At 67.0% G+C, this 26394-nt stretch carries 26 protein-coding genes; 11 read left to right on the top strand and 15 right to left on the bottom strand.

The features are described 5' to 3' along the window. The first annotated feature begins 15 nt into the window (after nt 1-15). Nucleotides 16-3300 (top strand): ATP-binding protein, encoded by a 3285-nt coding sequence (locus HGG74_RS14905; RefSeq protein ID WP_168487597.1) that lies wholly within the window; start codon nt 16-18, stop codon nt 3298-3300. Nucleotides 3301-3426: 126 nt separating this feature from the next. Continuing rightward, on the top strand, nt 3427-3936 hold the full coding sequence (locus tag HGG74_RS14900) for a hypothetical protein (RefSeq protein ID WP_168487595.1): 510 nt from the start codon (nt 3427-3429) through the stop codon (nt 3934-3936). A 189-nt stretch (nt 3937-4125) separates the two neighbouring features. On the opposite strand, the gene HGG74_RS14895 is transcribed toward HGG74_RS14900, so the two are convergent. The 3 genes from HGG74_RS14895 to HGG74_RS14885 form a co-directional block, all read right to left on the bottom strand. Beyond that, nucleotides 4126-4479, bottom strand: coding sequence for a hypothetical protein (locus HGG74_RS14895; RefSeq protein WP_168487594.1), 354 nt, complete (start codon nt 4477-4479; stop codon nt 4126-4128). A gap of 1019 nt (nt 4480-5498) precedes the next feature. Then, the gene (locus HGG74_RS14890; protein WP_168487593.1) at nt 5499-7502 is read right to left on the bottom strand and encodes a vWA domain-containing protein; all 2004 of its coding nucleotides are present in this window, start codon (nt 7500-7502) and stop codon (nt 5499-5501) included. A 26-nt stretch (nt 7503-7528) separates the two neighbouring features. Continuing rightward, a complete protein-coding gene (locus HGG74_RS14885; protein WP_168487591.1) occupies nt 7529-8917 on the bottom strand; it encodes a magnesium chelatase ATPase subunit I in 1389 nt (462 codons plus the stop codon). Nucleotides 8918-9007: 90 nt separating this feature from the next. Here HGG74_RS14885 and HGG74_RS14880 point away from each other — a divergent pair, with 90 nt between their 5' ends. Together HGG74_RS14880 and HGG74_RS14875 are read left to right on the top strand one after the other, a co-directional pair. Next, on the top strand, nt 9008-9673 hold the full coding sequence (locus HGG74_RS14880; RefSeq protein ID WP_168487589.1) for an Rv2135c family putative phosphatase: 666 nt from the start codon (nt 9008-9010) through the stop codon (nt 9671-9673). Further along, nucleotides 9670-10389, top strand: a complete 720-nt coding sequence (locus HGG74_RS14875; RefSeq protein ID WP_168487587.1) for an Rv2133c family protein — start codon at nt 9670-9672, stop codon at nt 10387-10389. Before HGG74_RS14880 ends, HGG74_RS14875 begins: the two co-directional genes overlap by 4 nt. Here the strand turns inward: HGG74_RS14875 and HGG74_RS14870 are convergent. Further along, entirely contained in the window at nt 10368-11069 is a 702-nt protein-coding gene (locus tag HGG74_RS14870; RefSeq protein ID WP_168487585.1) for a dTMP kinase, read from the bottom strand. The genes HGG74_RS14875 and HGG74_RS14870 overlap by 22 nt on opposite strands. A gap of 2 nt (nt 11070-11071) precedes the next feature. Here HGG74_RS14870 and HGG74_RS21965 point away from each other — a divergent pair, with 2 nt between their 5' ends. Next, nucleotides 11072-11194 (top strand): hypothetical protein, encoded by a 123-nt coding sequence (locus HGG74_RS21965; RefSeq protein ID WP_281356143.1) that lies wholly within the window; start codon nt 11072-11074, stop codon nt 11192-11194. Nucleotides 11195-11294: 100 nt separating this feature from the next. On the opposite strand, the gene HGG74_RS14865 is transcribed toward HGG74_RS21965, so the two are convergent. Further along, on the bottom strand, nt 11295-11774 hold the full coding sequence (locus tag HGG74_RS14865; RefSeq protein ID WP_312856864.1) for an NADPH-dependent FMN reductase: 480 nt from the start codon (nt 11772-11774) through the stop codon (nt 11295-11297). A gap of 732 nt (nt 11775-12506) precedes the next feature. Between HGG74_RS14865 and HGG74_RS14860 the strand changes: the two genes are divergently transcribed. Beyond that, the gene (locus HGG74_RS14860; protein ID WP_168487583.1) at nt 12507-13244 is read left to right on the top strand and encodes a hypothetical protein; all 738 of its coding nucleotides are present in this window, start codon (nt 12507-12509) and stop codon (nt 13242-13244) included. 25 nt (nt 13245-13269) lie between these two features. Here HGG74_RS14860 and HGG74_RS14855 read toward each other — a convergent pair whose 3' ends face one another. Continuing rightward, complete coding sequence (locus HGG74_RS14855; RefSeq protein WP_168487581.1) at nt 13270-13773, bottom strand: hypothetical protein; 504 nt, start codon at nt 13771-13773, stop codon at nt 13270-13272. An 18-nt stretch (nt 13774-13791) separates the two neighbouring features. Here HGG74_RS14855 and HGG74_RS14850 point away from each other — a divergent pair, with 18 nt between their 5' ends. After that, the gene (locus tag HGG74_RS14850) at nt 13792-14049 is read left to right on the top strand and encodes a hypothetical protein (protein ID WP_168487579.1); all 258 of its coding nucleotides are present in this window, start codon (nt 13792-13794) and stop codon (nt 14047-14049) included. Here HGG74_RS14850 and HGG74_RS14845 read toward each other — a convergent pair. Further along, entirely contained in the window at nt 14046-14255 is a 210-nt protein-coding gene (locus HGG74_RS14845) for a hypothetical protein (RefSeq protein ID WP_168487578.1), read from the bottom strand. The two genes, HGG74_RS14850 and HGG74_RS14845, sit on opposite strands and share 4 nt — an antisense overlap. 221 nt (nt 14256-14476) lie before the next feature. Here HGG74_RS14845 and HGG74_RS14840 point away from each other — a divergent pair, with 221 nt between their 5' ends. Then, a complete protein-coding gene (locus HGG74_RS14840) occupies nt 14477-15499 on the top strand; it encodes a DUF808 domain-containing protein (RefSeq protein WP_168487576.1) in 1023 nt (340 codons plus the stop codon). Nucleotides 15500-16096: 597 nt separating this feature from the next. Here the strand turns inward: HGG74_RS14840 and HGG74_RS14835 are convergent. The 7 genes from HGG74_RS14835 to HGG74_RS14805 form a co-directional block, all read right to left on the bottom strand. Continuing rightward, nucleotides 16097-16987 (bottom strand): hypothetical protein, encoded by an 891-nt coding sequence (locus HGG74_RS14835; protein WP_168487574.1) that lies wholly within the window; start codon nt 16985-16987, stop codon nt 16097-16099. Nucleotides 16988-17038: 51 nt separating this feature from the next. Next, nucleotides 17039-17281: a hypothetical protein gene (locus HGG74_RS14830; RefSeq protein WP_168487572.1), complete on the bottom strand. Its 243-nt coding sequence runs from the start codon at nt 17279-17281 to the stop codon at nt 17039-17041. 695 nt (nt 17282-17976) lie between these two features. Beyond that, nucleotides 17977-18192: a hypothetical protein gene (locus HGG74_RS14825; protein ID WP_168487570.1), complete on the bottom strand. Its 216-nt coding sequence runs from the start codon at nt 18190-18192 to the stop codon at nt 17977-17979. A gap of 172 nt (nt 18193-18364) precedes the next feature. Next, complete coding sequence (locus tag HGG74_RS14820; protein ID WP_205761984.1) at nt 18365-18580, bottom strand: hypothetical protein; 216 nt, start codon at nt 18578-18580, stop codon at nt 18365-18367. Between the two features lie 19 nt (nt 18581-18599). Continuing rightward, nucleotides 18600-19934 carry a S8 family serine peptidase gene (locus HGG74_RS14815; RefSeq protein WP_168487566.1) on the bottom strand — a complete coding sequence of 445 codons (1335 nt, stop codon included), beginning with the start codon at nt 19932-19934 and terminating at the stop codon, nt 18600-18602. 328 nt (nt 19935-20262) lie between these two features. After that, nucleotides 20263-20451 (bottom strand): hypothetical protein, encoded by a 189-nt coding sequence (locus HGG74_RS14810; protein WP_168487564.1) that lies wholly within the window; start codon nt 20449-20451, stop codon nt 20263-20265. 51 nt (nt 20452-20502) lie between these two features. Then, complete coding sequence (locus HGG74_RS14805; protein ID WP_168487562.1) at nt 20503-20730, bottom strand: hypothetical protein; 228 nt, start codon at nt 20728-20730, stop codon at nt 20503-20505. A 516-nt stretch (nt 20731-21246) separates the two neighbouring features. On the opposite strand from HGG74_RS14805, the gene HGG74_RS14800 reads away from it, so the two are divergent. After that, nucleotides 21247-21609 carry a UBP-type zinc finger domain-containing protein gene (locus tag HGG74_RS14800; RefSeq protein WP_168487560.1) on the top strand — a complete coding sequence of 121 codons (363 nt, stop codon included), beginning with the start codon at nt 21247-21249 and terminating at the stop codon, nt 21607-21609. A gap of 283 nt (nt 21610-21892) precedes the next feature. Here HGG74_RS14800 and HGG74_RS14795 read toward each other — a convergent pair whose 3' ends face one another. Beyond that, nucleotides 21893-23665 (bottom strand): NAD(P)/FAD-dependent oxidoreductase, encoded by a 1773-nt coding sequence (locus HGG74_RS14795; protein ID WP_168487558.1) that lies wholly within the window; start codon nt 23663-23665, stop codon nt 21893-21895. 691 nt (nt 23666-24356) lie between these two features. On the opposite strand from HGG74_RS14795, the gene HGG74_RS14790 reads away from it, so the two are divergent. Both HGG74_RS14790 and HGG74_RS14785 read left to right on the top strand, forming a co-directional pair. Further along, a complete protein-coding gene (locus HGG74_RS14790) occupies nt 24357-25214 on the top strand; it encodes an SDR family oxidoreductase (protein WP_168487556.1) in 858 nt (285 codons plus the stop codon). A gap of 455 nt (nt 25215-25669) precedes the next feature. Further along, nucleotides 25670-26104, top strand: a complete 435-nt coding sequence (locus tag HGG74_RS14785; protein WP_168487554.1) for a hypothetical protein — start codon at nt 25670-25672, stop codon at nt 26102-26104. The last annotated feature ends 290 nt before the right edge of the window (nt 26105-26394 follow it).

Here is a 26394-nt window from a genome sequence, read left to right as displayed (position 1 = left end):
CACGGGGCAATAGCGTTGGGCGGGTGGCGCCAGCGGGCGGTGCTGGCCCGGTTGCTGATAGCGCGCGGGCAGGCAGTATCCGCGGACCGGCTTATTGATGACGTGTGGGGCTCCGAGCCGCCGGACAAGGCACTGCTGGCGCTGCAGAGCTATGTGTCCCGGCTCCGGCGCCTCCTGGAGCCGGCCAGGGCCGCCCGGGGCCCGGCCACCGTCCTGGTCAGCGTTCCCACCGGCTACCGGCTGCGCCTGCACCGCGACCAGGTTGATGCGTGGCAGTTCGAGCAGGCATTCCTGGGTGCCGACCTCCAGCATCTTCCGGCCGACCTTGTCCGGCGGAACCTTGGCGATGCGCTGGCACTGTGGCGTGGAGCAGCCTACGCGGATTTTGCCGGGGAACCGTGGGCAGCGGCCGAAATCGCACGGCTGGACGAATTGCGGTACGCAGCCAGGGAGCGGCACGCCGCAGCTTCGCTGGCCTTGGGGAAGATTCCCGAGGCGGTGGCAAGCCTCGAAGCCATCCTCGACCAGTCGCCGCTGCGGGAGACGGCCTGGCAGCTGCTGGTCCTGGCCCTGTACCGGGGGGAGCGGCAAGGCGATGCGCTGGCGGCCGTCCGGCGTGCGCGCCGGGTGCTTGCCGATGAACTTGGCGTCGAACCTGGGCCTGCGCTCCGCCGGCTCGAGTCCGACGTTTTGGCGCAATCTCCTGCCCTGTGGGACGACATCGGCCCGGTGCCGGCTTTCCCGCCGGTTGAAGGGAGAGCTCCGGTCCGGCAATCAGCGGCCGCCCCTGATGCCGATCCCTTCCTGGGGCGGACAGCAGAGCTGGACCGCTTGCTGGCCGCAGCAGAGCTGGCACGCCGCCCCGTCCCGTCCCTGGCCCTCGTTGAGGGCCAGACCGGAACGGGCAAAACGCGGCTGGTCATGGAACTGGCCGGCAGGCTGCGGTCGGAGGGATGGTTCGTCGCCGTCGGCCGGTGCGACGCCGAGGAAGGGGCACCGGCCGGATTGCCGTGGGCAGCCGTGGTCGACGAGCTGCACCACCGCCATCCCGACGAGTTCGGCCAGCCGCTCGAATCCATCTTTGCACCCGGTGCCGAGGCCTCCGGCGGCAGCGCCGACCCGGTCCTGGCACGATTCCGCCTGCACCGGCGGATCGCCGCCTTCCTGCACGACGTGGCGGCAACCGCTCCGGTGCTCATTGTCCTGGACGATATCCATTTGGCCGACGCCGAAACGCTGTCGATCCTGAACCGCGTGGTTTTCGACCTCGCGGCAGACCCGGTCCTTTTCGTGTGCATCCAGCAGACCGGGGAAAAATCCATCGGTGCGTCCAACGCGCCGAACATTGCCCGGAAACTTCTTCCGGTCATCCACATCAGACTTGAACTGGGCGGGCTGCCCTCCGCGGAGGTTGCCACGTTGCTGCGGACCACTGCGTCGCCGACCCTCCCGGACGAAGCCGTCGCGGCGATTCACCGGTGGACCGGCGGCAACGTGCTCTTCGTGCGCCAGATCGGCAGTCTTTTGGCCGCGCATGGCGGGGAACTGGCCCTTTCCGAGGTTCCTGCGGGAATCCGCGACATCGTCAGGCACCGGCTGGCACAGCTGCCGGAAGAGTCCCGGCTGCTCCTGAACACGCTGGCCGTCATTGGGATGGAAACAGACGCCGACGTCCTGGAATCACTCGATTATGCGCCGGATCAGGCCTGGCTTGATGCAGTTGAAGCCGCCCTGCGGGCAGGCCTGCTGGTTGAGTCCAGGCCCGGACGTGTGGGATTCGCCCACGGCGTGGTCCGGGAAGCGATCAACGCCGACCTCTCGAATCTGAGGAAGAGCCAGTTGCACGCCCGGATAGGCCAAGCCGTCGAAGCCGTCCACCCGGAAGACCTTTCTGCCCTTGCCTACCACTATGCCCGCTCCGGTAAAGCGGCGCTGGCACGCAAAGCTGTGGACTATTCTTCCAGGGCCGCGGAACGGACCGAGTCGCGGTTCGCCTTCCGGGAAGCAGCAGCACTCTGGCAGCAGGCCCTTGACTGCCTCGCAATTGTTCCCGGCTGCGGCCCGCGGGAGCGGCTGGAACTCATGATCCGCCTGGTGCGCGCCACCGCGCTGGGAGGGGAAGCAGCCCGGGCACGCGACCTCCGGGATCAAGCGCTCCATGAGCCGGCAGCCGCCGAGGACGTGGAGCTGACCGCCCGGATCATCACTTCCTATGACGTTCCCAGCCTGTGGGTCAACCAGGAGTACGGCATGGTTGTCCAGCCGGTTGTGGACCTGATCGAGAGCGCCCTCGACGGTCTGCCGGACCACACCTCGGCCCTGCGCTGCCAACTGCTGACCTGCCTGGCCCTGGAGCTGGAGTGGTCAGGCCTGGACCGAGGGCGCGAAGCGGCGGCCGAAGCCGCAGCCATGGCCCGGGAGCTGGAGGAGCCCCTCCTGCTCGCCAAGGCTCTCGAAGCACTGTTCCGCCAGTCGTATTTGCCGGGGCAGCTGGGCTTTCGGGACTCCCTCGCCCATGAGCTCCTCGCGCTGGCCAAGCGTCACCGCCTCATTACCACCGAAGTGATTGCGCACTTGATGATGACCGAGTGCGCCTGCGCCCACGGTTCGTTCGGGGTCGCCGATGAACACCATGCCGAGACGAAACGGTTGGCCGAAAAGTACCAGCTCCCTTCGCCGCTGGCCGTGGCCGCCTGGTACGAGGGGCTGCGCCACCTCGTCGACGGCCGGTTCGCTGAAGCCGAGGAGGCGTACCGTGCCGCTTCCAGGCTCAGTGCACAGGTACGGCTGTGGGAGGTGGACCAGGCATGGGTGGTCGGGACCACGATCAGTCTGGCCATGCTGCAGGGCCGGATGAACGAAATTCTGGAACTGGCCGAAGCCGCCTTCGCGAAATGGCCGGTCATGGGGCGCGAAGTCTACGCCCAGTCGCTCATGGCTTCAGGACAGGCTGATGCAGCCCGCAGGATAGCCGGGCAGCTTCCTCCGGTGCCCTACGAGGCGTCCTACCTCCTGACCAGCACCTGGCGTGCACTCACGGGACTTTCCCTGGACGACCGCAGGCGGATCGAATGGGCCTACCGTGCGCTGGAACCCTACCTTGACGAACTGGCCGGGGCCGACACGGCGGTCGTGGCGCACGGTCCGGTGGCCCAGATCGCCGGCGACCTGGCGCTGCGGATGGGCCTGCGGGAAGAGGCAGCGGGGCATTACCAACATGCCCTTGCCGTGGCCGGGCGCGCGGACTCGTCGTACTGGGCCGCTGCCGCGCGTGCCGCCCTGGCAGCGCTCGGGCCCTAAGTCCGCCGTCGTTCCTCCCCCGCTTCCAGCCGCGCTTCAAGTAGGTCTCAAGCGGCTTGCAAACGCCGGGGGCCTCAATGGAGGTGCGAAGCCAAACCAGCTCGCACCACCTTCGAGGAGGATGAAATGTCCGTAAACCTGCCGGCGAACCAGCGCCACCGCTCCCGCCGGTCCAAGATCGCCCTCGCAGCAGCTCTGGGCTTGGCCGCTGTGGCGGTCCCTGCCACAGCGGCTGCACCCGCCCAGGCCGCCAGCACCCAGTACGCCTGCAGCGTGACGCCCCTGAAGCCCATCTATGCCGGGCACAACCAGTCCGGCACGATGCTGGTCAACTACCGCGTGTACGTGTACTGCTACCAGGGCCGCTACCTGAACATCCAGCAGCAGCGCTGGGAAGACGATGACTCGTGGACACCCCCGTTTGATGGCAATGACTACCTGGGCGGAACGAACTGGACGAACGTCTATGTCAGCGCCGGCGGGGCGGTCACGCTGAACAACGTCCGGACGCTCGTCAACACCGAGGCGGGCAACGAGGAGGTGTTCCAGCGCACGCGCTTCCAGGAGGGTTACAGCGGTATCTGGTCGGCCTGGACAGGATGGCGGAACAGCGCGAACACGTCGATGCCTGGCTGACAGTCCGCACCTGCTGAGGGGATTGGGGGCTGCACAGGTCATCCTGGGCAGTAGACAAAGGGGCCGGGCCTGGTGCGGAGGAGCATCCTCCGCACCAGGCCCGGCTTCGCCACCCGGACGCGGTGCTCACGGCGCACTTCGCCAGCGCGGAAGCATCCCGTGGGGATCGGCTGCCCGCGCCGAGGCGAGTCAACTTTCCATGGCCACGGGAACCTGGACGCCGGCGAATTCCGGCAACTCGGCCACTCCCAACCCGGCCGCCTCAGCGACCTGCTCCGGCGGCACACCCGCCGACAGGGCCGACACAATCTGTTCATCCAGCGCTGCCTGCGCCTGGTCGACCGCCCACTCCGCGGCCTCGAGCTCACCGGACCGGGCAACGATCCCGGCCAGCAGGCGCTCCTGCAGAACGGCCGAACCGGCTGCCTGATCGTCCGCTGTCCGGATCGACAGGACGGCCGCAGCTTCGGGCTCCACATACACGGTCGAGTCAACCGTCGCGATCGACGGGGGCAGAACGCTTGTCCTGGGGATCTGATCCATGGAGGCCACCTTTTCAGTTGTCGAAGCAATACTCCCGGCTGCTACGCCAAGCCAGCCACATGGACAAGACCGAACGGTCTGTCTTGTAGTGGGAAATATACAGCATGCTTCGAAACGCGCGGCGGCAAAACGCCTCGGAACCATCGTGATCCGCAGGGCCGGACCATCGCCAGGGCCCGGCCCTGCCCCTAACCGCGCCGGAACGATTCCGCCGCAGCGTTTCCGGCCCGCATGCCCGGTCCCTTCCACCGAGGTCCCCGTGCCGCCATGAGTCCCTGAGCCGGGTCGGCCGCTGAATGACCCATGGGAACAGGCCGGGAACCTGCAGCCCAGGGAAACCCGGTCCGCCGCCATCGAAGAGCTGCCTGCGGGGCGCAATCGAAGCAGACCAGCCGGCCGCCGCAGTAGAGCGCGGCCCCGGTGCCTTCCCCAAGAGTCACCGGGTGCCGCGCGCGAAACACAAGACCGCCGGGGTCCCCCAACCCCGATTCGGCGGTGTGATGTGCCTCACAAGAAGGCTACAGCAGAATTTGGAAAAAGGATTTTCCTCGCCCAATACTTTTGGTTTCCTGAGCTTTTCTTGAGCTCATGCGGAAAATCACGCGCTTACCGCAGTTTCTATTACATTGCGGCGTAACAGAACCGCTTCGATTTAGGCAATTCACGATGCAAATGGCAGGCTGTTGGCTGCTTGCCGGCGGTCCCCCCCATACCTGTGCCGGCAGCGTGCTGAAAGGCAAGGGCCCGGCCGCACCTCCCCATTCCCGGCCGGGGCCCTTGCCCTCTAATCCGGCGCCAACTGCCGGTCAGCCCCGAAGCCCCCGCCTGCGTGCAGAGCTTCCAGCCCGCCGGTACCGGTCCAATAGTTGGATCCAATGACCTTCTTCCTGGAATCCCGGAGTCCCCTTGGGATTTTATAGGGGCTCCAGCGTGAGTGTAATTTGCTTCCCGAAATACAGTGCCGGCCCCGGACTCCATCTCCGATCGCAAACTCAGCCTGGCCTTATGAAGGCCGCCGCTCATGAAACCCAGCCGGCGTCGTCGTAGGGGCCGTGGAAACGAGCGCGCAGGTACTCCCCCACAACAGCGGCCCCGAGATCGCCGGCGTTGGGCGCCACGACCCGGCCGTCGATCCGGCGGGCCATACGCTGGACGAACCGTTCGAGACTAGGGTCGCCGCCGAGCCGGAAGAATGTGACCTGCGCGCCGGCACGCCCCAGACGGTCGAGCTCCGCGACCGTGACGCGGATCGTCTCCGGGTCGGGCGGCCAGGAGAACCACGATTCGCCCTCGGTCAGCAGGTGCGCAGTGGGTTCGCCGTCGGTCACCACGAGGAGGACCGGCTGCATTGACGGGTGCCGGCGGAAGAACCGATTGGCCAGCAGCAAGCCGTGATGCAGGTTTGTTCCCTGTTCCCGCACCGCCGGCAGGGCGGTGAGCTCGCCGATGTCCATGGACTGCGCGTAACGGCCGAACGTGATCAGCTGCAGCCGGTCCCCGCGGAATCGGGTGGAGACCAGGTGGTGCAAGGCGAGCGCGGTGCGTTTCATTGGCACCCACCGTCCCTCGGCGGCCATCGAGAACGACACGTCGACGAGCAGGACGACGGCGGCCTGGGTACGCGCCTCGGTTTCCGCCACCTCGATATCGCCCGCCCCGAGGCGCAGCCCGCCGCCCGGATTACCACCCTCGGCAACTGTGCGGCGGATCGCGTTTGTCATGGTGCGCGTGACATCCCACGGCTCGGCGTCCCCGAACTGCCACTCACGGCTGGAACCGGTCTGCTCGCCGGCGGCACCGGCGACGCGCGTGTCCCGGCGCCCCTGCCGGCCCGACAGCTGCCTGGCGGTGTCCCGCAACAGCGACTTCCCGAGCCGCCGCATGGCCTGCGGGGACAACCTGAGGTCGCCGTCGGCACCGCGCCTCAGGTAGCCGCCGTCCTGCATCGCCCGCTCGATCTCCGCAAGGGTGCGGGCCGTCACGGCGGCATTCTGCCCGAGCTGGCGGGCGAGGGCATCCAGATCCAGGTCGTCCAGGCTTGATCCGCTGTAGGACTGCGAGAGCTGTTCGGCCAGCTCGTCGAGTTCTGCGATGTCCTGGAGCGCTCCCGTACCGTCGCCCAGCCCAAGCCCCTCCTGACCCTCGAAGCGTTCGGAACCGCTCCAGTCCTCGCCGGGGCGCAGGGCGCGCAGGCTCGCGTCGAGTTGATTGAGCTGGGCCATCAGGTCGGGCGAGCCGAACGCCTGGGCCGACAGGCGCATCAGCTCATCGCGCTGCTCCTGGGACATGGATTGCAGGAGCCGCTGGGCCGCGGCCGCCCGCCGGGCGAGGGCATCGATGAGCTCGTCGACCGATTGCGGATTCTCCGGAAAGTAGCGGCCGTGCCGCGCCATGAACTCCTGGAAGTCCGCGTCGGTGTCTTCGCCGCGCCGGTGTTTGCCAAGCAGCTCATTGAGGTCGCGCAGCATCCCGCTCACGGCTGCGCGGTCCTCATCGGTGGCGTTCTCGAGCGCTTGTTTCATGCCGGCAAACCGCTGGTCAAGGACCTCGCGGCCCAGCAGGTCCTTGATCCGCTCGTAGGCCGCCCGGGCGGTGCCCGACTGCCAGTCATAGGCGGCGAGCTCGTTCACCGCTGCCGCCGTGGAAGAGGGCAGGTTCTGCAGCTGCATCTCCCGGAAGGCGCGGTCGGTGTTGTCCATCATGGCGTCGCGGGCGAGCTGCTTGCGCTCCTCCAGCACCGCAGTGTCGAGAAGCTTCCGGACCTCGCTGAGGGTGCCGTCCAGCCGGTGGCGGCTCAGCAGGTCACGCCGGCGCTGCTGCACCCGGCCGGCGAGGTTGTCGAGCCCTTCACGGCTCCGGCCGCCGCGCCGCAGGAACTCCTGCAGGGCGTGCCGGGGCGAGTAACCTGCCATGACGTCCTCGGCAATCGCGTCGAGCGCCTCGGCCAGGTCGACCGGCGGGGCGAGCGGATCGGGTCCTCCCGTGTACCGGCCGTATCTGGAGGACCGGTGGTGAGCTCCCATGATGCTGCCTCTCCCTGGCCCTGTTCCTAGCCGTAGATCGTCTCCCCGTCGCCGGATTCCTTGGAGATCCGCCGGGCGAGGAAGAGTCCTTCGAGTGCAAGTTCGATCGCGGCGGCGCGCTGTCCGTCGTTTTTCGCGTCCAGGCGCGCGCTGATCGCGTCGTACAGGCCGGATCCGTCAAGAGCCGGGAGGTTTTCGAGGAACTCCCGCGCCGTGACCTCTTCCCCGGTCGTCACGGTCGTGTGGCCGTCGAGCGCCGCCACGAGCGGACCGAAGTCGAGACCGCGGAAGTGCACCCGCACGGCGTCGGCAGTGGCCGCGCGCACCAGGTGATCGAGGACGGCTTGTTCACGCCCCTCCTCACCCGATTCGAACTCGATCTTGCCGGAGAGGACGTCGACCGCGCACTCCAGATCGACGATCCGCGCAACCGCCTCATCCTCCCCGCGCACCGCGGCCCGGCGCAGCGCCGCCGCGGCGACGGTCTCGGCGCCGGCGATGCCGAACCGCGCCGAGACCCCGGAACTCTGGTTGATTGCCGGGGACTGCCGCAGCGCACGGGTGTAGCGGGCCAGGATCTCAAGAATGACGGGCGGGACGTCGGCAACCAGCCGCCCCTCCTGCTGGATGACGGCGACCTCGTCGTCGAGCTCTATCGGGTAGTGGGTGCGGATCTCGGCACCGAAGCGGTCCTTCAGGGGAGTGATGATCCGGCCGCGGTTGGTGTAGTCCTCGGGGTTGGCGGACGCGACGACGAGCACATCGAGCGGCAGCCGCAGCACGTAGCCGCGGATCTGGATATCGCGCTCCTCCATCACATTGAGCATCGCGACCTGGATGCGCTCGGCCAGGTCGGGCAGTTCGTTAATGCCGATGATGCCGCGGTTGGAGCGCGGGATGAGGCCGTAGTGGATGGTTTCCGGGTCCCCGAGCCGGCGGCCCTCGGCCACCCGCATCGGGTCGACGTCGCCAATCAAGTCGGCGACGGAGGTGTCCGGTGTGGCGAGCTTCTCGACGTACCGTTCCGAGCGGTGGCGCCAGGACACGCGCAGCCGGTCCCCTTCGGCGAGCGCACGGGTGCGGGACTGCTCCGTGACCGGTTCATACGGGTGTTCGTTCAGTTCCGATCCCTCGATCACCGGCGACCACTCGTCAAGCAGCCCGACCAGGGTGCGGAGCAGCCGCGTCTTGCCCTGTCCCCGCTCGCCAAGCAGGACGACGTCGTGGCCGGCGATCAAGGCACGCTCAAGCTGGGGAAGGACAGTCCGGCTGAAACCGTACATCCCGGGCCACGGATCGCGGTCCGCGGCGAGCGCGGCGAGCAGGTTGTCGCGGATCTCGTGACGCAGGTCCTTGTGGACGTGGCCGGCTGCACGGAGTTCACCAACGGTGAAGATATCGGGGCGATCACTCACACCTCAACCGTAGTCCTCGAACATGCGCTGAATCGAGGATCAAGGGTCCCTTAATTCCCGCACGCGGCCCTCTGGAACCACTTACGCTGGATGCTGATGACTGAAACCACACCGCCGGTACCATCAACACCGCCAAGCACCCTGCTCCTTTTGGTGCGGCACGGGGAGACCCCGACCACGGGCACGGTGTTGCCCGGGCGGACCCCGGGACTGCACCTGTCCGACCGGGGCCAGGCCCAGGCTGACCGGGTGGCGGAACGGCTCGCCGGTCTTCCGGTCGATGTCATCTACTCCTCGCCGCTCGAGCGCACCCGGGAGACTGCAGAACCCACGGCAGCCTGCACCGGACTCGACGTGAACGAGAACGCCGGCCTGATCGAGTGTGACTTCGGCGAGTGGACCGGCGCCGCGCTCGCCGAGCTCGCGGGCCTACCCCAGTGGCAGACCATCCAGCACACCCCCTCGGCCTTCCGCTTCCCGGGTGGGGAGAGCTTCGCGCAGATGCAGGCGCGGATGGTCGAGGCGCTCGAGGTGCTGTGCGCCGCCCATGCCGGCGGCGTCGTCGTCTGCTTCTCCCACGCCGACCCGATCAAGGCCGCCGTCGCCCACGCCCTGGGCACGCATCTGGACCTCTTCCAGCGGATCGTCATCAGCCCGGGCTCGGTCTCGGTCATCTCGTACGTGGAGGGCAGGCCGCCCGCCGTGCTCATGGTGAACTCGACCTTGGAACCTTTGAGCGGGCTGAGGTCGTCGTGACAAGGGACAAAGGGCCTCCCGGACGGGAGCTGGCTCTGCTCGCCGAAGGCCGCATCGAGCTGCTCGGACGCATCCTGCGCAGCAGCAACGCGACGTTCCTCGTCCAGGTCTCCTGCGGGGACGACTCGGCGTGGGCGGTCTACAAGCCGGAGGCCGGGGAACAGCCGCTGTCCGATTTTGAGCCCGGCTTGTACAGGCGGGAACGCGCCGCGTACCTGCTCAGCGAGTACCTGGGGTGGGGGCTCGTGCCGCCGACGGTGATCCGCGAGGACTCCCCCTTGGGGGTCGGCTCGCTACAGTGGTTCATAGAGTGCGACGTCCGTGAGCACTACTTCACACTGCACGCTGACTCGCCCGAGACCCATCACGTCCTGTCGCAGATCGCCCTGTTCGACTGCATCGCCAACAACACCGACCGCAAGAGCGGGCACGTGCTGCGCGGCCGCGACGGACGGGTGTGGGGCATTGACCACGGGCTGTGCTTCTCGGCAGGCTTCAAACTGCGCACCGTGATCTGGGACTTCGCGGGCGAGCCCATCCCCGCTGCCCTGCTTGAGGACATCACCCCGCTCGCCGACTCCGTGCCCCACGACGTCGCCGGACTGCTCGACGACGCGGAAGTCACCGCCCTGCAGCGCCGGGTGCAGCGCCTGCTGGACGAGGGGGTGCTGCCGGTCGACCGCACCGGCAGGCGCTACCCGTGGCCGCTCGTGTAGGCGGCCCGGGCCACCTCGTCCTGACCGTCGAAGACCGGGAAGAACAAGTCCAGCGGCGGATGCAGGGCTGAGCTGCCCAGGAGCCGCAGGACTTCCTGTTCCAACTGGTCTGCCACCCGGTCCGGGGATTGGGCGGCATCGATGGTGATGAAGTCCCCAAAGGTTTCAAGCTGCCGGTAGCCGGCATCCAGGGCGGCCAGATCCTCCAGGCTCTCGACGTCGGTGCCGCGGGCCCGGATCCTGGCAAATGCCGTCTGCGGGTCGATCTCGAAGAACACCACGGCGTCCGGCCCGGGGAACAGCAGTTCAAGCAGTCCGGCCAGCCCCGGGCCGGGCAGCCGGCGCGCCCGGCGCAGGGCCTGCTGGCAGTGAAAGGACCTGTCCAGGATGAGCAGTCCGCCCCGGCGCATGAGCCGGGTTGCGTGAGCCATCCGGGCGGCGCGGACGAGGGTCTCCGCGAAATCCATCCCGCGGATCCCCAGGATCCGGGAAGCAGTCGTGCCGAACCGGCGGGCCAGGTTGTCCATGTTCTTCCGGCCGCCGTACACCCCGGTGACCTCCACGGTCATGCCCCGGTCCCGCAGCCGTGAAGCCAGTGCCTTGGCAGCCGAACTCTTGCCGGCGCCGTCAATGCCGGCAAGGGCGATGGATAGGTTTCGTTTTTCGAGCATCGGTTCCATTCATGGCCATTGTCTCACCGCGCGTCCGATCCCCGGTCTTCGAGGCCGGCTACGCCGAGCTCGAACGCCGGACCGGCGACGCCCGCGGCCGCCTCGAAGCCCTGCTCAACGGCATCCGCCGCTAACCGAAAGTACCCCCGCAGGGATCAGGTCCGGATTGTCTTTAACGCCGTTGACCAGGAGATCACCTGTTCCAGCAGCGGTTCCAGGGCTTCTTCGGCGCTTTCACTCGGGGGTGAAGGTCGTGAAGTTCTCGAACTCCGTGGAAAACGGCAGAGCGACCTGGGCGCGGACGTCGGCCATTTGCAGCTCACCGGCTATCAGGCGCAGGTTTTCAACAGCGCGCACTCCGCCGGCGCTTCCATAGCTGACGAAACCCGCGGCCTTGTTGTTCCATTCGGCGTAGACGAAGTCCAGGGCGTTTTTCAGGACCCCCGGGACCGAGTGGTTGTACTCGGCCGTAACGAAGATGAATCCGTCAAACCGTGAAACCGTCCGGGCCCAAACCTTCGTGTGCTCGTGCGTGTAGTTGCCCAGAGAGGGAGGCATCGGCTCATCCAGCAACGGCAGATCGTAGTCGGCCAGGTCCAGCACCTCGAAGTCCGCGCCTCCCCGGGCGGTGGCCCGGGAAAATACCCAGTCGGCAACCTGCTTGCTCCGGCGTCCGGGCCGGGTGCTGCCAACGACCACCGCAATGTTCACCATTGAAACGTTCCCTTCCGTTGTTCCGTGCAAGGCCAAGAATAATGTCGGCGCATCAGCGGGTGCGATGACCTGCGGACGGCACTGCCTGCACTGTCGGCGGGCCGCAACCACCTCGCAGCCCTGCTCCGGCAGTAGCCAGGTGAAGCAGCCGGGGGGCCGCGCCGGCAGGGTCGGGAGCATGGGGGTTTCGACGGCGGATCATGGCGGCGCTTTGGCTACCGGCGGCCGCCGGGCTGCCCGGCTGTGAGGTGGGGTTGAGCCTCTGTTTGGCGAGCCGGCCGGTGCCACCGCGGCGTCCGCTGTCGCCGACGCAAGGCCGGGTGGAACCCGTGCAGCCGCGCGGTAGGTAGGGCAGATTGCGGACCCGCGTATCAACCCCGACTCGCCGCTACTCCACTGGAGCCGTTCCGGCGAATAAGCCGACGACTTCGGGATCCCGTCCCTGGAGGATTAGGCAGCCTGGCTGAAGAAACCTGGCTGCGGCCCGCTTCATCGCCGTCTTCGGCCGGATCCCTGGCGGCGTCGCCGATGAGCTGCTGGAAGAACTGGAAAGGCAGCCCGGCAGATCCAGCCGCTCAACCCGGCCGGCGACCGCGTCCCCTGCTGTAACGACGCCAAAACCTTGGAACGGACCGTCCCCGGAGAGGGAGGCCACCAGCTTCCTGCACGGCGTCGGTAGCCGGCCGTAAGCTGGCCGAAAGGCAGTTTCCTGACACCCGAGGGCAGGCAGCCGTGAGCAACCAACAGCCGCAGGAACCGATCAAAGCCGCCAAGGGGAGGCGGGAGCGCCGGAACGGCGAGACGTACCGCACCGAAACTGACGAACTCTTCGAGAAGGTCGGGCAGAAGCTTGTGTCCGGAGGCGCGATCAGGGGCTATCGGGAAGAAGGCGCGGCAATGGACCTGGCCGCTCAGGCCGCCCGGGTCCTGTATGCCTCGGGAGGATCGGCCACCTGGGTCGGCGAGGTCGGACTGGCCGCCCTGAAATGGGCCGGCGTCGACCCGCAGAACCCCGGCACCTGGCCCTTCGAAATCCCCGAGGAACTCATGCCGTCCCAAGGCCTTGCCGGGAAACTCACCGGCCCGGCCGGACCCGGCAGGGAACACATCATCACAACCTTCGTCACCGGCAGGCGCTGCCATTCAAGCGCGGTCAAGGTGCGGGAGGACATGAGCTGCGACGTCGAACTGCCCCGGGTCCTGTCCGCACTGGAGAATGCCGTGTCCGGCGGTGCGACCGGAAGCGTCATCCTGCGGACCTTCGATCACAGCCGCACCTATACCGCACAATCCGGCGCCGAGATCCCCTACAAGACCGTGCGAAGCTGGTACTTCCATGACGGGATGTTCGAGGCAATGACCGCCGCCGAGACGTTCGACGCCGCGTGCACCGATACGGCAACCGGCGAACTCCTCTCCCCCGAACCCGCTGTCGACTACGCCGATGCCTGGGAGATCACCCTGACCTGACGCTTTGCCGGCTCCGGCCCGCGGATCAGAGTTCGTCCATGCTCCGCAGGTCCGGATCGTCGAAGTAATCCGGCTTCGGGATTGGATTCCCCTCGGTGTCCAGGAACAGCCGGTAGTAGACGGTGCTGAGGCGGCCGTCCACCCCGCTGAGGGTGCCGGCCCGGTAGGCGTGCCTGGTCCGGTCCGCGCCAATGACCGCCTGCAGCCAGGCATCGCACTCCCCTGCGGGCAGCATCGCCCGCTCCCCGGTGACATGGTCATGCCCGGCGATGGAGACGGTCACGCACGCCCCCTCCGCCGTCGGGTGTTCAGGGGTCCAGCCCAGGTCAACCACATCGCCGCCCAGCGTCATCCTGATCCGGGGGTCCTCCAGTGACACCACAGGCCCCAGGCCGGCGAAGCGCTGCTCCGGCACGCTTTCGCCGCGGACCACCAGATGTTCCTGCGTGCCGAAGAGCTGCTGCCGGAAGGCATCCAGCTCCTCGCGGTACCTGTCCTGGATCTTTGCGCTGAGCTCGTTGACGTCCATGACTCCACGGTATCCCCGGTGAGGCCGCACGGCCCCGCCACGCACATGTTCACCATGGAGAAGAACCAGACCACGACCCAGGCCGCTACCATCTACGCGCCGGAGGACTACCTCTGCAACGCCGTCATGCTGCTGCCCCGCGGCCTCCTGCACGGCGAAAACACCATGATCCTGAACCAGCAGGAGACGTTCGAGCACCGGTTCGGGAGCCCGAAGGCCCCCTTCTTCCCCGCCGGCCCCTGCTGCTGGAGGAGGCCGCCTGCTCTGCCCGCCTAACTGCCCGTGGCGGCGGCGAAGCTGCCCAGCATGACAATGAAGATGATGATGCTGACGACGCCGAAGACGACGCCGATCCAGCCGAGAACCTTGCCGGCGGTGGCCGGCTGCTTCAGCGCCTCGGCCTTGTTCGCCTGGACGATGACCAGCGGGCCAAAGACGACGCCGAGGAAGAACCGACCGATGATGCCAAAGATCAGTGACATCTGGGCGTGCTTCTGGCCGCGGAACATCTCATCCGACTGCATGGTGCGAATGGGCGGTCCCTGCTGCGTCGCAGCCATGGGCTGGCGCCGTCGCCGGTGAACGTACCCCGCTCCCGGTCAACGAGCCGCCCGCCATCGTATACTCGGAGCATGCCGATCACGCGCCTCAACCGTGGCCTCCACGCCCAGAAGTCCGCCGTCGAGCAGGAGGGGGACGATCTGTGAGCGGCGGTCTTGTCGCCCTACTGGACGACGTCGCAGCCCTGGCCCGCATAGCCGCCGCCTCGGTGGACGACGTCGCTGCCGGAGCCGCCAAGGCGGGGACCAAGGCCGCCGGCGTGGTGATTGACGACGCCGCCGTCACCCCGCAGTACGTGTCCGGAGCGGACCCGTCCCGCGAACTGCCGATGATCAAGCGGATCTTCTGGGGCTCGCTCCGGAACAAGCTGTTGATCATCCTGCCGGCGCTGCTGCTCATCAGCGCCTTCATCCCGGGGGTCATCCCGTTCATCCTCATGCTGGGCGGCACCTACCTCTGCTACGAGGGTGCCGAGAAGGTCTGGCACAAGCTCCGCGGCCACCACGCGGCCGAACATGCGCCGGCGGTCCAACGGGGCCCGGAGGCGGAGGCCAAGGTCACCAAGGGCGCGATCACCACCGACTTCATCCTCTCCTGCGAGATCATGGTCATCTCGATGAACGAGGTGGCCGACGAGTCCCTGTGGGCCCGGGCGCTCATCCTGGTCGTCGTGGCGATCGCGATCACGGTGATCGTGTACGGCGCGGTCGCCCTCATCGTCAAGATGGACGACATCGGCCTGCACCTGACCACCAAGGACTCCGCTGGCTCGCAGCGCTTCGGCGAACTGCTCGTCAAGGGCATGCCGGCCGTGCTGGCCGCGATCACCTTCGTCGGGACGATCGCCATGCTTTGGGTCGGTGGCCACATCATGCTCCAAGGGGCATACGACCTCGGCTGGCACGCTCCGTACGACCTGGTCCACGTCCTCGAGACCCCGTTCGCCGGGCTCCCGGTGGCCGGCGGCCTCCTGGCCTGGCTCGTGAACACCCTGTGCTCGGCCGTCCTCGGACTCGCCTGGGGCCTCGTCGTCATGGCTATCCTGCACCCCCTGCTAAAGGTGCTGCCGTTCGGCAGGAAGAAGGGCGGGCACGAAGAGGGCGACGTCCGCGCCGCCATCGCCGGCTACCGGCCGGCGGAACGCGACGCCGATCCCGCGCCCTAGCTCGGTACCCGCCGGGGTAGCCAACATCCCGGCCGCGTTCCTGCCCTGGCCCCCGCGCAGCATCGTCGCCCGCGGCTACCGCGTGGTGCGGTGGGCGGGCATGGAACGGGGCGGGCACTTCGCAGCCTTCGCGACCGTGTTCCTGGAAGTCCCCAGCCGCTCCGCTATCAACCTCATCGACTCACCCTCGGCCGGATGCAACTTTCGACCGTCACCGACAAAAGGAATCCACACCACCAACACCCCGCTACTCTCCTGTAGCTCCACGAAGCCGCCAGCGACACCACGACTAGTTCAAACGCCGTATCCGTGTCGAAGTCATCGGCGCCGTATCGCGAGGACTGTATTCCACGGAAGGCTGGTCGCGGAGGTGGGCATCAACTACCTCACCACGGCCTTCGGCCGTTTCCGGCTGAAAGAAGGGATGAACCTCCTCGTCCAGGACAGACCCTGGCCGCCCGGCGACCGGCGACGTTCCCGGAAGAAGGTGGCCGCCCTGCACCGCAAGGTGCGGGACATCCGGGCCGACCGCCGCCGGAAGCTGGCAAGGCGCATCGTTGACGAGAACCGCGTCATCGGCGCCGGCCCCTTGCCCTCTCAGCGCGGGAAGCCGGGTGACTCCCGGGGGCTGGGCGAAGGTGCCGTCGGTGCAGGTTCCCGGAGGAATCCCCAGTTCTCGGTCAGGACGATCCGCAGCGGATTGCATCCGTCCTGCTGGATCACGATGTCGGGTCCGGCCGGCGTCTGGTCAAGGTGCATCACCTGCAGCGGTTCGGATGCGTCGCAGTCGTCGCCGAGGCTGCCCCGCAGCCGGGACTGACCGGTAACAGTCAGTTCGACCGTCCGAGTGGCCGCCTCCCCGACCACTGCGGCGCCGGCGCTGCCTGCTGAGGCTTCCTCCGGCGGGTTGGCTCCCCAGATGAAGACCATCAGTCCCACGAAGGCCAGGGCGGCTCCGGCAGCCATGAGGCGGGCCGAGCGGCGCCACCGGCGGGCCACCGCCTGGTAGGAGGCCACCTTCAAAACGTTCTGGACGATGTGCGACAGATGGACCGCCCAAGTGTCCGCGGTCCTGGCCGCCAGTTCCGTTTCCGGCGTCGGGTTGGCGATGTTGTCCTCAATGGCGGTGTTTCGCCTGTTGAGGGCGTCCTTGTAATCGGTGCGCAGTTCGGCGATGTTATCGCGCAGTTCCAGCAGGAACTTATCGTTCGGCCAGTCGTCGGGCTGGAGGCCCTCCAAGCTGACCGGCGGCGTCGTGGCCGTCCGGACTGCCCCGAGGAGGATCAGCGCCGCACCGAGCGCGGCCGCAGCACCGCCGGCTGTTGCTGCCCAGAACCGGTCAGTCCCAAGCTCGATGGAGCCCAGGCTGCTGAACTGCGTACCGGCCACCACCACGCCCCCGAGGAGGGCGAGGCTGACCGTGAGCCACTTGGCGGTTTCGCGGATCCGGTCCTCCGCCGCCAACGTCGCTCCCCTGTTTTCGTCCATGACGACCCTTCCTCCGATCAGTGACTTGGCCAGGCGGTGGCTGCACGGGTGTCAGGTCTTCATCAGGCGCTTGGCAATGCTGTCGAGGAGGTTACCCAATTTGAGCCTGGTCGCCATGGTGAGATTCGAGGGTTTGAACACATGCTCGCTTGAGGGTCGATTTTCCCGGGAGGCCTTCACGTAGGGACCGTCCTGATCCGGTCCGGCACCGCGGTGGACGCGCACCTCATAGCCACCGATTTCGGTTTCGTAGTCGTTCTCGCCTGCCAGAAAGATATCGAAACGTTTACTCATTGCCAGCCTCCGGGACCCGCCGGCGCAGGCCCCCGACGGCACTTCCACTGGAACAGGACCCGCGGTTGGGGTCCAGTGTCACCCCACGAAGGCCTTTTGGCCACCCCAAATCGAAATTCGACCCACTTCGCCCTTTTCCGTGCCCGCCGCGCACAGAACTGCTACGAGCACAAACACCGCCAGCCAGGGGCTTCCCGGCTGGCGGCCGGTTCACCCCCGCCGGCCACACCGGATCCCGTGACGTCGTCCTGCCCGCCGTCAGGCCCCGGGGCGCCCGGACGGGGCCCGCGGCGTCGTCACCAACCGGTACGCCCATCTGGCCGAGACCACCCCGGCCCTGGCGAAGAACTATTCGGGCATCGGCGATCAGGGCTCGGCTGATAGCGGTAGGCGGAAGTCCAGACGTTCACGCCGCCGGAACCCGAAACCGGGGCCAGGGACGTCACCGCAAAAGCGCACCCCCGGCCACGGGGACAGGCGATGGTCACGGAAATTTCATGCTGCTTCCCGCTGACGGCCCACATACTGCTGCTCAAGATATTTCGTTATGACCATTGGACACCTGCCATTTGTCAGGGTGATGGGCACCGGCACGTTTTCAACAGGAGAATCGCGCCCCCCGTATCCGTCGCGTTCCGGGCCGGGACCACCGCAGGGCAGCTTCCGTGCCTCCGGCTGCCGCACACGCCCCTGTCTCAGCGACGAGGGGGACCCTGTTGGGCCCGCATTCCGGGCCGGGCCAACAGCCTGTTCTGCAGCGCATGGAACTCGGTTGCCGTCTTTTGACGCTCCATCGGGTGCTGAACCGGCAGTTCCAGCATCCGGCCGGCAATTCTGGCAAGGTCATACCACAACTGGAGTTCGGCCTGTGTCAGGCCGAACTCCAGCAGCGGGTCCTGACTCGGATTCATCCTGTCCGCCTTCCAATCCGGGCGCGGTGCCGCGGGGCCGCGGGTGTTATGGTGACTAACACGCTCGGGCTCGTATCCTGCGCCGACCCCGCGGTGCAGCCCTGCCAGCGGTGCAGCCAAGGGTGCGTTCCGGTCCATGCACCCTTGGGAAGGCGCACGGACCGGAACACTGCTACTGGATGTCTTCCTCCGGGGGTGGGAGCTGGTAGTCAAGCTGCTCGTCCACGGACTGGACCCCGTCCACGGCAGTCAGGGCCGACCGGCGGTCGTCGGGAACGGACCCGGTGATGAACCCGCTCTCGAGTACCTGCTCGACCTGCATGCCGCGGGCGCGCAGGGCCTCGGCGACATCGCCGATCGCCGACAGATGGGTTTGATCGACCGTCACGCTGATGTTGACCATGGCTCTACTGCGGGGCGATGACCAAGCCGGAGCCGACGTCCACGGATGGGGCCGTCAGCCGGTCGCTTTCCTGGACCAGCGCGGACCACAGTTCACGTCCGCGGAAACCGGTGGCCTGTGCCCAAAGTGCGGCGACACCGGCGGCGTGCGGGGTGGCCATGCTGGTCCCGCTGATGCTCCGGTAGCGCGCCGGCATCAGCCAGGATGAGTAGACCTGCCAGCCCGGGCCGGCGACATCCACCTGCCCGCCCCTGACCGCCAGGCTGCGTGCGGAGAAGAACGTCACGTCCAGCTGATGGTCGAGGGCTCCGACGGCCATGATGTAGGGGCTGTTCGCCGGAGTGCCGACGAAGCCGACGTTGCCTTGGAGTCGTCTCGCGTTGTTCCCGGCCGCGGCGATGATCAATGTCCCTCTGTCCAGGGCGCGCTTACCGGCTGCCACATACGGGGGATGGACCTGCGGGACGTTGGCTCCGAGCGACATGGAAATGATGGCGCAGCCGTTGGTCAGCGCCCAGTCAATCCCGGCCAGAATGCCGGCGTCGCTGCCGGAACCGGCGTTGCTGAGTACCTTGCCGGCAAAAATCTCCGCCTCCCAGGCCACCCCGTAGCGCGGCCCGGTGGACGGGGCCTTGGGACCGCAGGAGGTGCCGATGCAGTGGGTTCCGTGCCCGTGTCCGTCCTGCGGTGACTCGCCCTGGATGAACGAGCGCGTGCTGATGGCACGCCCGGCGAAGTCCGGGTGGGTGGAGTCGAAGCCGGTATCCAGGACGGCGACCTTGATCCCCCGGCCCGACCAGGAGGACGAGTTGGCCTGGACTGCTTGCAGTCCCCAGGTGAACTGCGCCGTGTCCTGGAAGATGGGTACCGTCGGAGCGGCCGCGGTTGCCGTGCCGCCGGCCCTCCCGTTCCCTCCGTTGAGACGGGTGTCCAAGTCCTCCACGGCGTCGCGGTAACCCCTCAAATAGTCACTCGGGGCCTGCTGCAGGACATGGTGCACCAGTTCCGGCGAGACGGACAACACTGCGCCCTGCGCTTCGTGCGAGGTCTGTAGTGCGCCGATCTGCTCCGGCTCCGCCGAGACAACGGCGATACCGAGTGTGCCGAAGACAGTGGCGTCAGCACCACTGGTCTCGGAGACGTCGACCTCGCGGCCGCGGAAGTCACGCGAGTCTGCCACGTTGGACAGTCCGGCGGATTCCAGCACCGCCGAGGGAGCGTTGTCGCCCTCGGCAAAGACCACAACGTACCGGCCGGTTGTCTCGGCGGAACTTGAATCACCGTCCGGTACCAAGCCGGGGGCATTGCCGAAAGTTGATGACGGATCTGGCTCAATCATGTCAGCTCTCCTCCAATCCTGCTGTTCAATAATTGGTGGGCGTTAGAGCCCCGGGCCAGGCTCTCTCCGGCGGCTCGAAGAATGAGCCATGATGTGTTCCGATCGGAAACACAGTGGTAAGGCTCTTGCGACCGCGGAGCTTAATTGGCGCTTGAAGAGCGCTTGAGCGCCAGCTGGACCGTTGGCTTTACCCCGCACATAAGCCGGAACAAATATGGACGGCAGCTCTCGCAAAGAGGACTGCCAGCCATACCGGAATAACGACCGTGGTGGATCCGTGCCGACCTGGTCTTCCGGCTTGGACCATCGTTGACCGTATAGACGGGGCTCAGCGTCCTTCGCCGAATGCCTCGGAAATGTTCTGCGGGTCGAAGAATACGGCAGATGTCGCCTCGACGGCCTCACTCTGTTGCCGGCCGTCTTCTGACTCGGGTTCCAGGAACACCTGCGGAACCGGGTCCTCTGCAACGGCGGCAAGAATCTGGCCGTCGCTTCCACGTACTACGCGCATGCGCATGACTTGGTCCTTTGCTCTCGTCAATCTGCAATCTGTCGCGGGCTGGATTTATTAGACAAGTCCTCCTCGGAAAGCTGCGGCTACGGCATTGCCCGTTACCCGGACTGTCAGCCTCACAACGTTGCCCGGCAGGCGCTGGTCATCCACGATGGAAATCGCCCCGTTGCCTCCCAGTTGCCCCACTTCGATGGTGTCGAACGGGTTGAGGCTTCCGCCCGACAATGTCCAGACCAGCGTCGTGTTGGCATTCTGGACGAATGAATTGGTTTGCCATGCCATAGTTATGCCCTACCTCTTATCCCACTGAAAATGGTCCCGTGTGCCACGGGAAAAGATCGATGCCCCTTGAGTCGATCTGGAGAAGCATCGACACCGGCAGTGAAACACCCCTGCGTTACAAGGGCGTTATTTGCTGGCTTGAGTCGGCGGACGCGGGCCCACCGCCTGCGACGATCCCTCCCTGCCGACAAAATCCCAGGATCGCCGAGGGCCTCCAGACCAGCTCCGCATTTCCGTTCATGCTTCGAGCCCGGCCTTCCCTGTTCGGAACTGTGCAATACGCGGTCGTTCCTGTGACATCTGCCGCTCAGGACGACGTTTGCAGATAGACGAAGCAATGATTGGAAAAACGCGTACCGACCTGAACTGTCGTACCCGGTCGTGTTCCGAGCGCTCGTCTGTGATCGCCTTGATTCTGTCTTTCCACGTGCACAGAGGTTCTGCCAAAATAGCCCCCAACAGCGGGCAAGCGGGATGACTCGGGCAGAACCGGAGCGATTGAAATGGAGGGGCCGGATGGACAACCGCCCCTTGCCGGGAATCAGCCTCTCCGCCACACCGAGTGGAACCGGTTGTCTGGAGTGCCTCAGCGGTGATGGGCCAGGATGGTGGGTACATCTTCGCCGCTGCGCCCAATGCGGACACATCGGATGCTGCGATTCATCGCCCTCACAGCATGCCAGCGCCCACGCACGCAGCGCCGGCCACCCCGTCATTACATCGTTTGAACCGGGGGAAGACTGGTTTTACGAGACGACGACGAAACGGTTCTTCCGCGGCCCGCGGCTTCCGGATCCTCAGTCCAGACCGCCGAAACAGCCGGTACCTGCACCGGCCGACAAAGTACCGGCAGACTGGCAGGAGCATATACACCGATAACCGCGGACACCGCACCGGCCGCTCCGACGCCGAGGCGCCGCCCTGGGCAAATCCAGCTTCCGGCCACGCCCTGGTCCTGGCTACAGCTTGTAGCTGTAGCATTCAGCGTGCGGCGGATTCTGGCGGTCATTGAAACAGGAACTCTCCGGTCACTTCGATCGGCTTTGGGAACTGTCGCCGGTCGTGCCGTCGTTCGTGCGGGCGGCCAACACGTAACCCCCACCTGGGCAGGCAAGAACAGCAGGAACGCAACGACCTTGGAGTGGCGGCCGCGCCGGCGGGATCAACGATCCGGCCTCGATCGAGGCTTATCGCCAACCGGTTGCCCGGGGACTGCCGCTCCGGCGGGCGTTGGCGCGGGCAGAGGGGTCTCGGCCAGATAGCCGTGCAGCAGCGAGATCACGGTGGCGCCGTCCCCCACCGCGGTCGCCACTCTCTTGACCGAGCCGGAACGGACGTCGCCGATCGCGAAGACCCCGGGCAGGCTGGTTTCCAGCGGCAGCACCGATCTGGTCGGTTCGACGGAACCGGGGTCCCCGGCCTCCCAGGGGCCGCCCGTACGCAGGAACCCGGCGCGGTCGCGCTGCACCGTGTCTGGCAGCCACGACGTCCGCGGTACCGAACCGATCAGCACGAACAGGCCGGCCACATCAATCTCCTCGGTGGGCGCACCGTCCGAGTCCCCGGTGGCGGTGACGGCGATGGCGGCGAGGCGCCCTTCGACGGCGCGGCCACCCACGATCGCGGTTCCGTAGCGGATCGTCACGTTCCGGGTGGCCTCAAGCTGGGCGATGAGGTAGTCCGACATGCTGGCGGCCAGCGTGGGTCCGCGCACCAGCAGTGTCACGTGCTTCGCGTACTTCGCGAGGTGCAGCGCTGCCTGTCCGGCCGAGTTGCCGCCACCGACGACGCAGACGCGCTGTCCGGCCATCGACGGCGCCTCGGAGATGACAGCGCCGTAGAAGACGCCCCTGCCGACCAGCCCCTCAAGCAGCGGTACGCCGAGGCGGCGATACTCCACACCGGTGGCCACCACGACCGCGCGGCCCCGCACCACGCTGCCGTCGGAGATCGCCACAGTGCGCACGACTCCGTCGACACCCAGGCCCTCCGCCTGCCGCATGAACAGAAACTCGGTGCCGAAAATCCAAGCCTGGTGGAAGGACCGGTAGGACAGATGGGCACCGCTCACACCGCGGGAGAAGCCCGGGTAGTTGCGGATCAGCGAGCTCGTGCCGGCCTGGCCTCCCACAGCCTGCTGCTCGACCACCATCGTGGAGAGGCCCTCGGAAGAGGCGTACACCGCTGCCGCGAGACCGGAGGGGCCGGCGCCCACAACCACGACGTCGAAGACCTTGTCCGTCGCCGGCGGTCGGGGCAACCCGAACGCGTCGGCGATCTCCAGGTCGCTGGGGTTCACGAGGATGGTCGGCGGCGAGGTGAATTCCAGCACCACCACCGGCAGCACGGGCTCGTGCAGGGCCAGGCTCTCCAACATCCGCTGCGCTGCCTCGGACCCGACCGGGTGGAATCCCACCGGGATGTGGTTGCGAACGAAGGAGTCCCGCAACGCATGTGTCCGTTCGTCGTGCTGCTCCCCGATCAGCCGGACCGCCTCGAACCCGCTCCCCTGGGCCAGATGCCAGTCGTCGAGGGCGTCGGTAATCGCCCCATGGAACTCTTCATCGCGCGGCCGCTCGGGGCGTAGGACGAACAGTTCGGCGTGGCCCTGGGCGACGGCCCGGAACACCGCGGGGGTGCTGGCGAAGTCACCCCACGCGACCGCGACGGCACGCTTGGCAGCCGGGTGATAGACGGAGGCCCGCCGCAGGAAATCCAGCCCGGCGCGGTCAGCCGGCCCATAGCATCCGACGATGAGGGCAACCTCGCGACTCCAGCGCCGGAGCCCGTCGAGCACCGCTCGTGCATGGGCATGGTCGGCGCAGACCACCACCTCATAGTCAGCGCCGTAGCGTCGGCGCAGCTCGTCTCCCAGGATGCCCCGGGAGATCGGGTCAGTGGTCGCGATCAACATGACCGGAACCGCGTCATCCACGGCCGCCCCCTCCTGGCGGATCAGTCTCGACGGATGCCCTCCACGCTAACCGCGCGAGGACCCGGAGGCTGAAGGTTTTCATGGGTCGGGCAGTGGGGTACACGGCGGCCTCCTCGGGCCCGGCCGCGGCCGGGACGGCCCCGCCGGCGACACCAGAGGCTGCGCCCGGCGACTCGAACGAGCACGTCTCCCCGCAAGCTGAACCGCGGACTCCAGCGTTCATGGCAACAGCAGTGGCCGATCTCTTCGATCAGTTCTCGAATTATAGTCGTTTGCGTGGCCGGTGGTTGAGTTCGGCGCCCAAGGCGCCTCCATACCGCTCCCCCGCCGGCGGCGATCCCAGGCAAATGTTCCAGTCCCCTGTGATTTGGCCTTCCCCCGCACCAGAGCCCTGTCCGCAGCCGCCCAACGCCGTTCTGCAGTTTGCCGGACGATGTCGAAGAATCAGCCCTTGTCCACCCGCGCTGCGAGAGGCACCCGGTACTCGACGGCTTCGGACACAACGGACTCCGGGTGGCCGCGCCCTGTCCGAACCCAGCCCCGGCTGTGGCTAACAGTGCGTTGGCGTCTGCCCGCCGCATGTTTCCGCATCGGAATTAAGAGCCCTGGACCCGAGGCCGGCCGGGTGGACGCCTCTGCCTGCCCGGGGACCAACTGTGAAACGTCCCGGCCCGGCTGCCAGAATGGGCCCATGAGCGTTTTGATTGCAGGATGCGGCGACGTTGGCACCGAAACGGGGCTGAGGCTTGCCCGCGCAGGCCACCACGTCATCGGGTGGCGCCGATCCCCCGGCAAACTGCCGGACCAGATTGAGGGTGTCGCCGCAGATCTTACCGGCGAACTCCCTCCCGTTCCCGGCGATGTTCATACCGTCATCATCGCCGTGGCAGCAACTGCCCACAGCCCATCCGCGTACCGCTCAGCCTATGTCCACGGCCTGGCCAATGTGCTCGATGCCCTGGAACGCGACGCGGTCAGCCCCCGCCGCATTCTGTTCGTGTCCTCCACGGCAGTCTACGGCGACGCCGGCGGCCGCGCCGTGGACGAATCGACCCCCGAGGCCCCCGGGTACTTCACAGGGCAGATCCTGCTCGAGGCCGAGGCGCTGCTGTTCCGCAGACTCGCCGGCACGGCAACCTCCGTTACCTCCCTGCGCCTGGGCGGCATCTACGGACCCGGAAGAACCAGGCTGATCGATCAAATCAAAAGCGGCCGCGCCGTGATTCCGGACCAGCCCCGCCACACCAACCGCATCCACCGCGACGACGCCGCGGCCGCCATCGTCCACCTGGCCACCATGGCGCCGGAGCCGGACCCGGTGTACCTGGGGGTCGACACGGAACCAGCCGAGCTCGGCGAGGTGCTGCGGTTCCTGGCCAATGAACTGGGCCTGGCGGAACCGTCAACCGGTCATGTCGCCTCGGCCCGGGGCGGGGACAAAAGGTGCTCCAGTCTCGCGCTTCAGGCAACCGGATTCCGCTTCACCTACCCAAGCTACCGCGAGGGCTACCGGGCTGTACTGGCCGGCACAGGCACCCGGCACGCCTGAGCCAGGCCTCAACTATGGTTCCGTCACCGAGGAATGGGCTAATAGCATCATTGCAACCTTGGATGGACAAGGACCTCCCCCCCTTCCCTGGCCGGGCAACGCTCCAGCATGCCGGCGGTGCCGGAGGCAGCCGGAACAGGACGATGATGCCTGGGCCGACCTAGTTGGAAATCATCCAAACACCAATAACGGCGCATATGTCGCAGCGTCAGTGTCCCGGCGGAAGGGATCCGGGCATGTCCCGAGGATTCGATGCCGGGGAAGCCGTCCGGGGCGGCCTGCGGGGACGGGGATGTTGGGCGGGTCCGTGTGGTTTGCCGTGCAGTAGTGCCGGCCGCCGGAAGGTGGCTGCCTCGGCACAGACGGCGATGCCTGGCGGGCCGGGCAGGTGGCGGACGGTGCCGGTGTCCGCGCGGCTTTTGCTGTCCGCGTCCGAGACGGCGACGGGGCCGTCCGTGACCGCCATGACGGCATGGCCGCATCGCAGGTCGGCGAGCCTGTCCAGGTTGCCGCCGGCGGTGCAGATCTGCCGGCCGGATACCGCGGGCCAGTCGAAGTCAGTGCCGTTTCTGCCGGGCGGGACGGTGGAAGATGGGGATGCCGAGGCGGCGCAGGCTGCTCCTGAATGGCACTTACCCGGGGCCCGAGACCAGATCATCGGGCGCCGCGTGAACGGGTGCTCCCGTGAGCGCCACAACTACGCTGGCGAAGACTGCGGCGGCAAGGTTTCTAACTTTCATGACGACCTCCTGTGGACCAGCCAAAATCCGTATGGCTTCGGACAGGACCCGAAGCGGGCGGCGCTCGGACATTCCCGAGGGGGTGCAGCCATCGCCAACAGCGGCAATTGTTCAGGCAGCCAGAATGATCAGCAGGCTACTGGCACATAGGGTCGACACACCCGAATCTTTCCGGGCCCAAGGTTTTTCCAAGGCAGGAGCAAGCGGCCGCGGGCTGGAGCCCTTGTGCAGTGTTCCACAGCACTGGCAGATGGCTAGAAGGGGCAATCAACCGGGCCCGGATCCGCACCACGACGGTACCCTGCAAACGCTGCCGGCCGTAGCGTTTAGACCGTCTCGCTGTGGACGTGCATCTTCGGGGCCGTTCCTGTCATCAGGGCGCTCTATCGGCCAGAGATTTAGTGCTGCGTTCCTCAAAGGAGGTAGACAAAGCGGCGGCG

The sequence above is a fragment of the Arthrobacter mobilis genome (assembly GCF_012395835.1).
GTDB lineage: Bacteria > Actinomycetota > Actinomycetes > Actinomycetales > Micrococcaceae > Crystallibacter > Crystallibacter mobilis.
The sequence above is the reverse complement of the archived record's forward strand: the minus strand, read 5'-3'. Positions and strand labels throughout refer to the sequence as shown.

Coding starts and splice junctions, on each gene's coding strand:
- HGG74_RS14900 (WP_168487595.1), top strand. CDS start 3,427: ATGTCCGTAAACCTGCCGGCGAACCAGCGCCACCGCTCCCGCCGGTCC.
- HGG74_RS14895 (WP_168487594.1), bottom strand. CDS start 4,479: ATGGATCAGATCCCCAGGACAAGCGTTCTGCCCCCGTCGATCGCGACG.
- HGG74_RS14890 (WP_168487593.1), bottom strand. CDS start 7,502: ATGGGAGCTCACCACCGGTCCTCCAGATACGGCCGGTACACGGGAGGA.
- HGG74_RS14880 (WP_168487589.1), top strand. CDS start 9,008: ATGCTGATGACTGAAACCACACCGCCGGTACCATCAACACCGCCAAGC.
- HGG74_RS14870 (WP_168487585.1), bottom strand. CDS start 11,069: ATGGAACCGATGCTCGAAAAACGAAACCTATCCATCGCCCTTGCCGGC.
- HGG74_RS21965 (WP_281356143.1), top strand. CDS start 11,072: ATGGCCATTGTCTCACCGCGCGTCCGATCCCCGGTCTTCGAGGCCGGC.
- HGG74_RS14865 (WP_312856864.1), bottom strand. CDS start 11,774: ATGGTGAACATTGCGGTGGTCGTTGGCAGCACCCGGCCCGGACGCCGG.
- HGG74_RS14855 (WP_168487581.1), bottom strand. CDS start 13,773: ATGGACGTCAACGAGCTCAGCGCAAAGATCCAGGACAGGTACCGCGAG.
- HGG74_RS14845 (WP_168487578.1), bottom strand. CDS start 14,255: ATGTCACTGATCTTTGGCATCATCGGTCGGTTCTTCCTCGGCGTCGTC.
- HGG74_RS14835 (WP_168487574.1), bottom strand. CDS start 16,987: ATGGACGAAAACAGGGGAGCGACGTTGGCGGCGGAGGACCGGATCCGC.
- HGG74_RS14830 (WP_168487572.1), bottom strand. CDS start 17,281: ATGAGTAAACGTTTCGATATCTTTCTGGCAGGCGAGAACGACTACGAA.
- HGG74_RS14825 (WP_168487570.1), bottom strand. CDS start 18,192: ATGAATCCGAGTCAGGACCCGCTGCTGGAGTTCGGCCTGACACAGGCC.
- HGG74_RS14815 (WP_168487566.1), bottom strand. CDS start 19,934: ATGATTGAGCCAGATCCGTCATCAACTTTCGGCAATGCCCCCGGCTTG.
- HGG74_RS14810 (WP_168487564.1), bottom strand. CDS start 20,451: ATGCGCATGCGCGTAGTACGTGGAAGCGACGGCCAGATTCTTGCCGCC.
- HGG74_RS14805 (WP_168487562.1), bottom strand. CDS start 20,730: ATGGCATGGCAAACCAATTCATTCGTCCAGAATGCCAACACGACGCTG.
- HGG74_RS14800 (WP_168487560.1), top strand. CDS start 21,247: ATGGACAACCGCCCCTTGCCGGGAATCAGCCTCTCCGCCACACCGAGT.
- HGG74_RS14790 (WP_168487556.1), top strand. CDS start 24,357: ATGAGCGTTTTGATTGCAGGATGCGGCGACGTTGGCACCGAAACGGGG.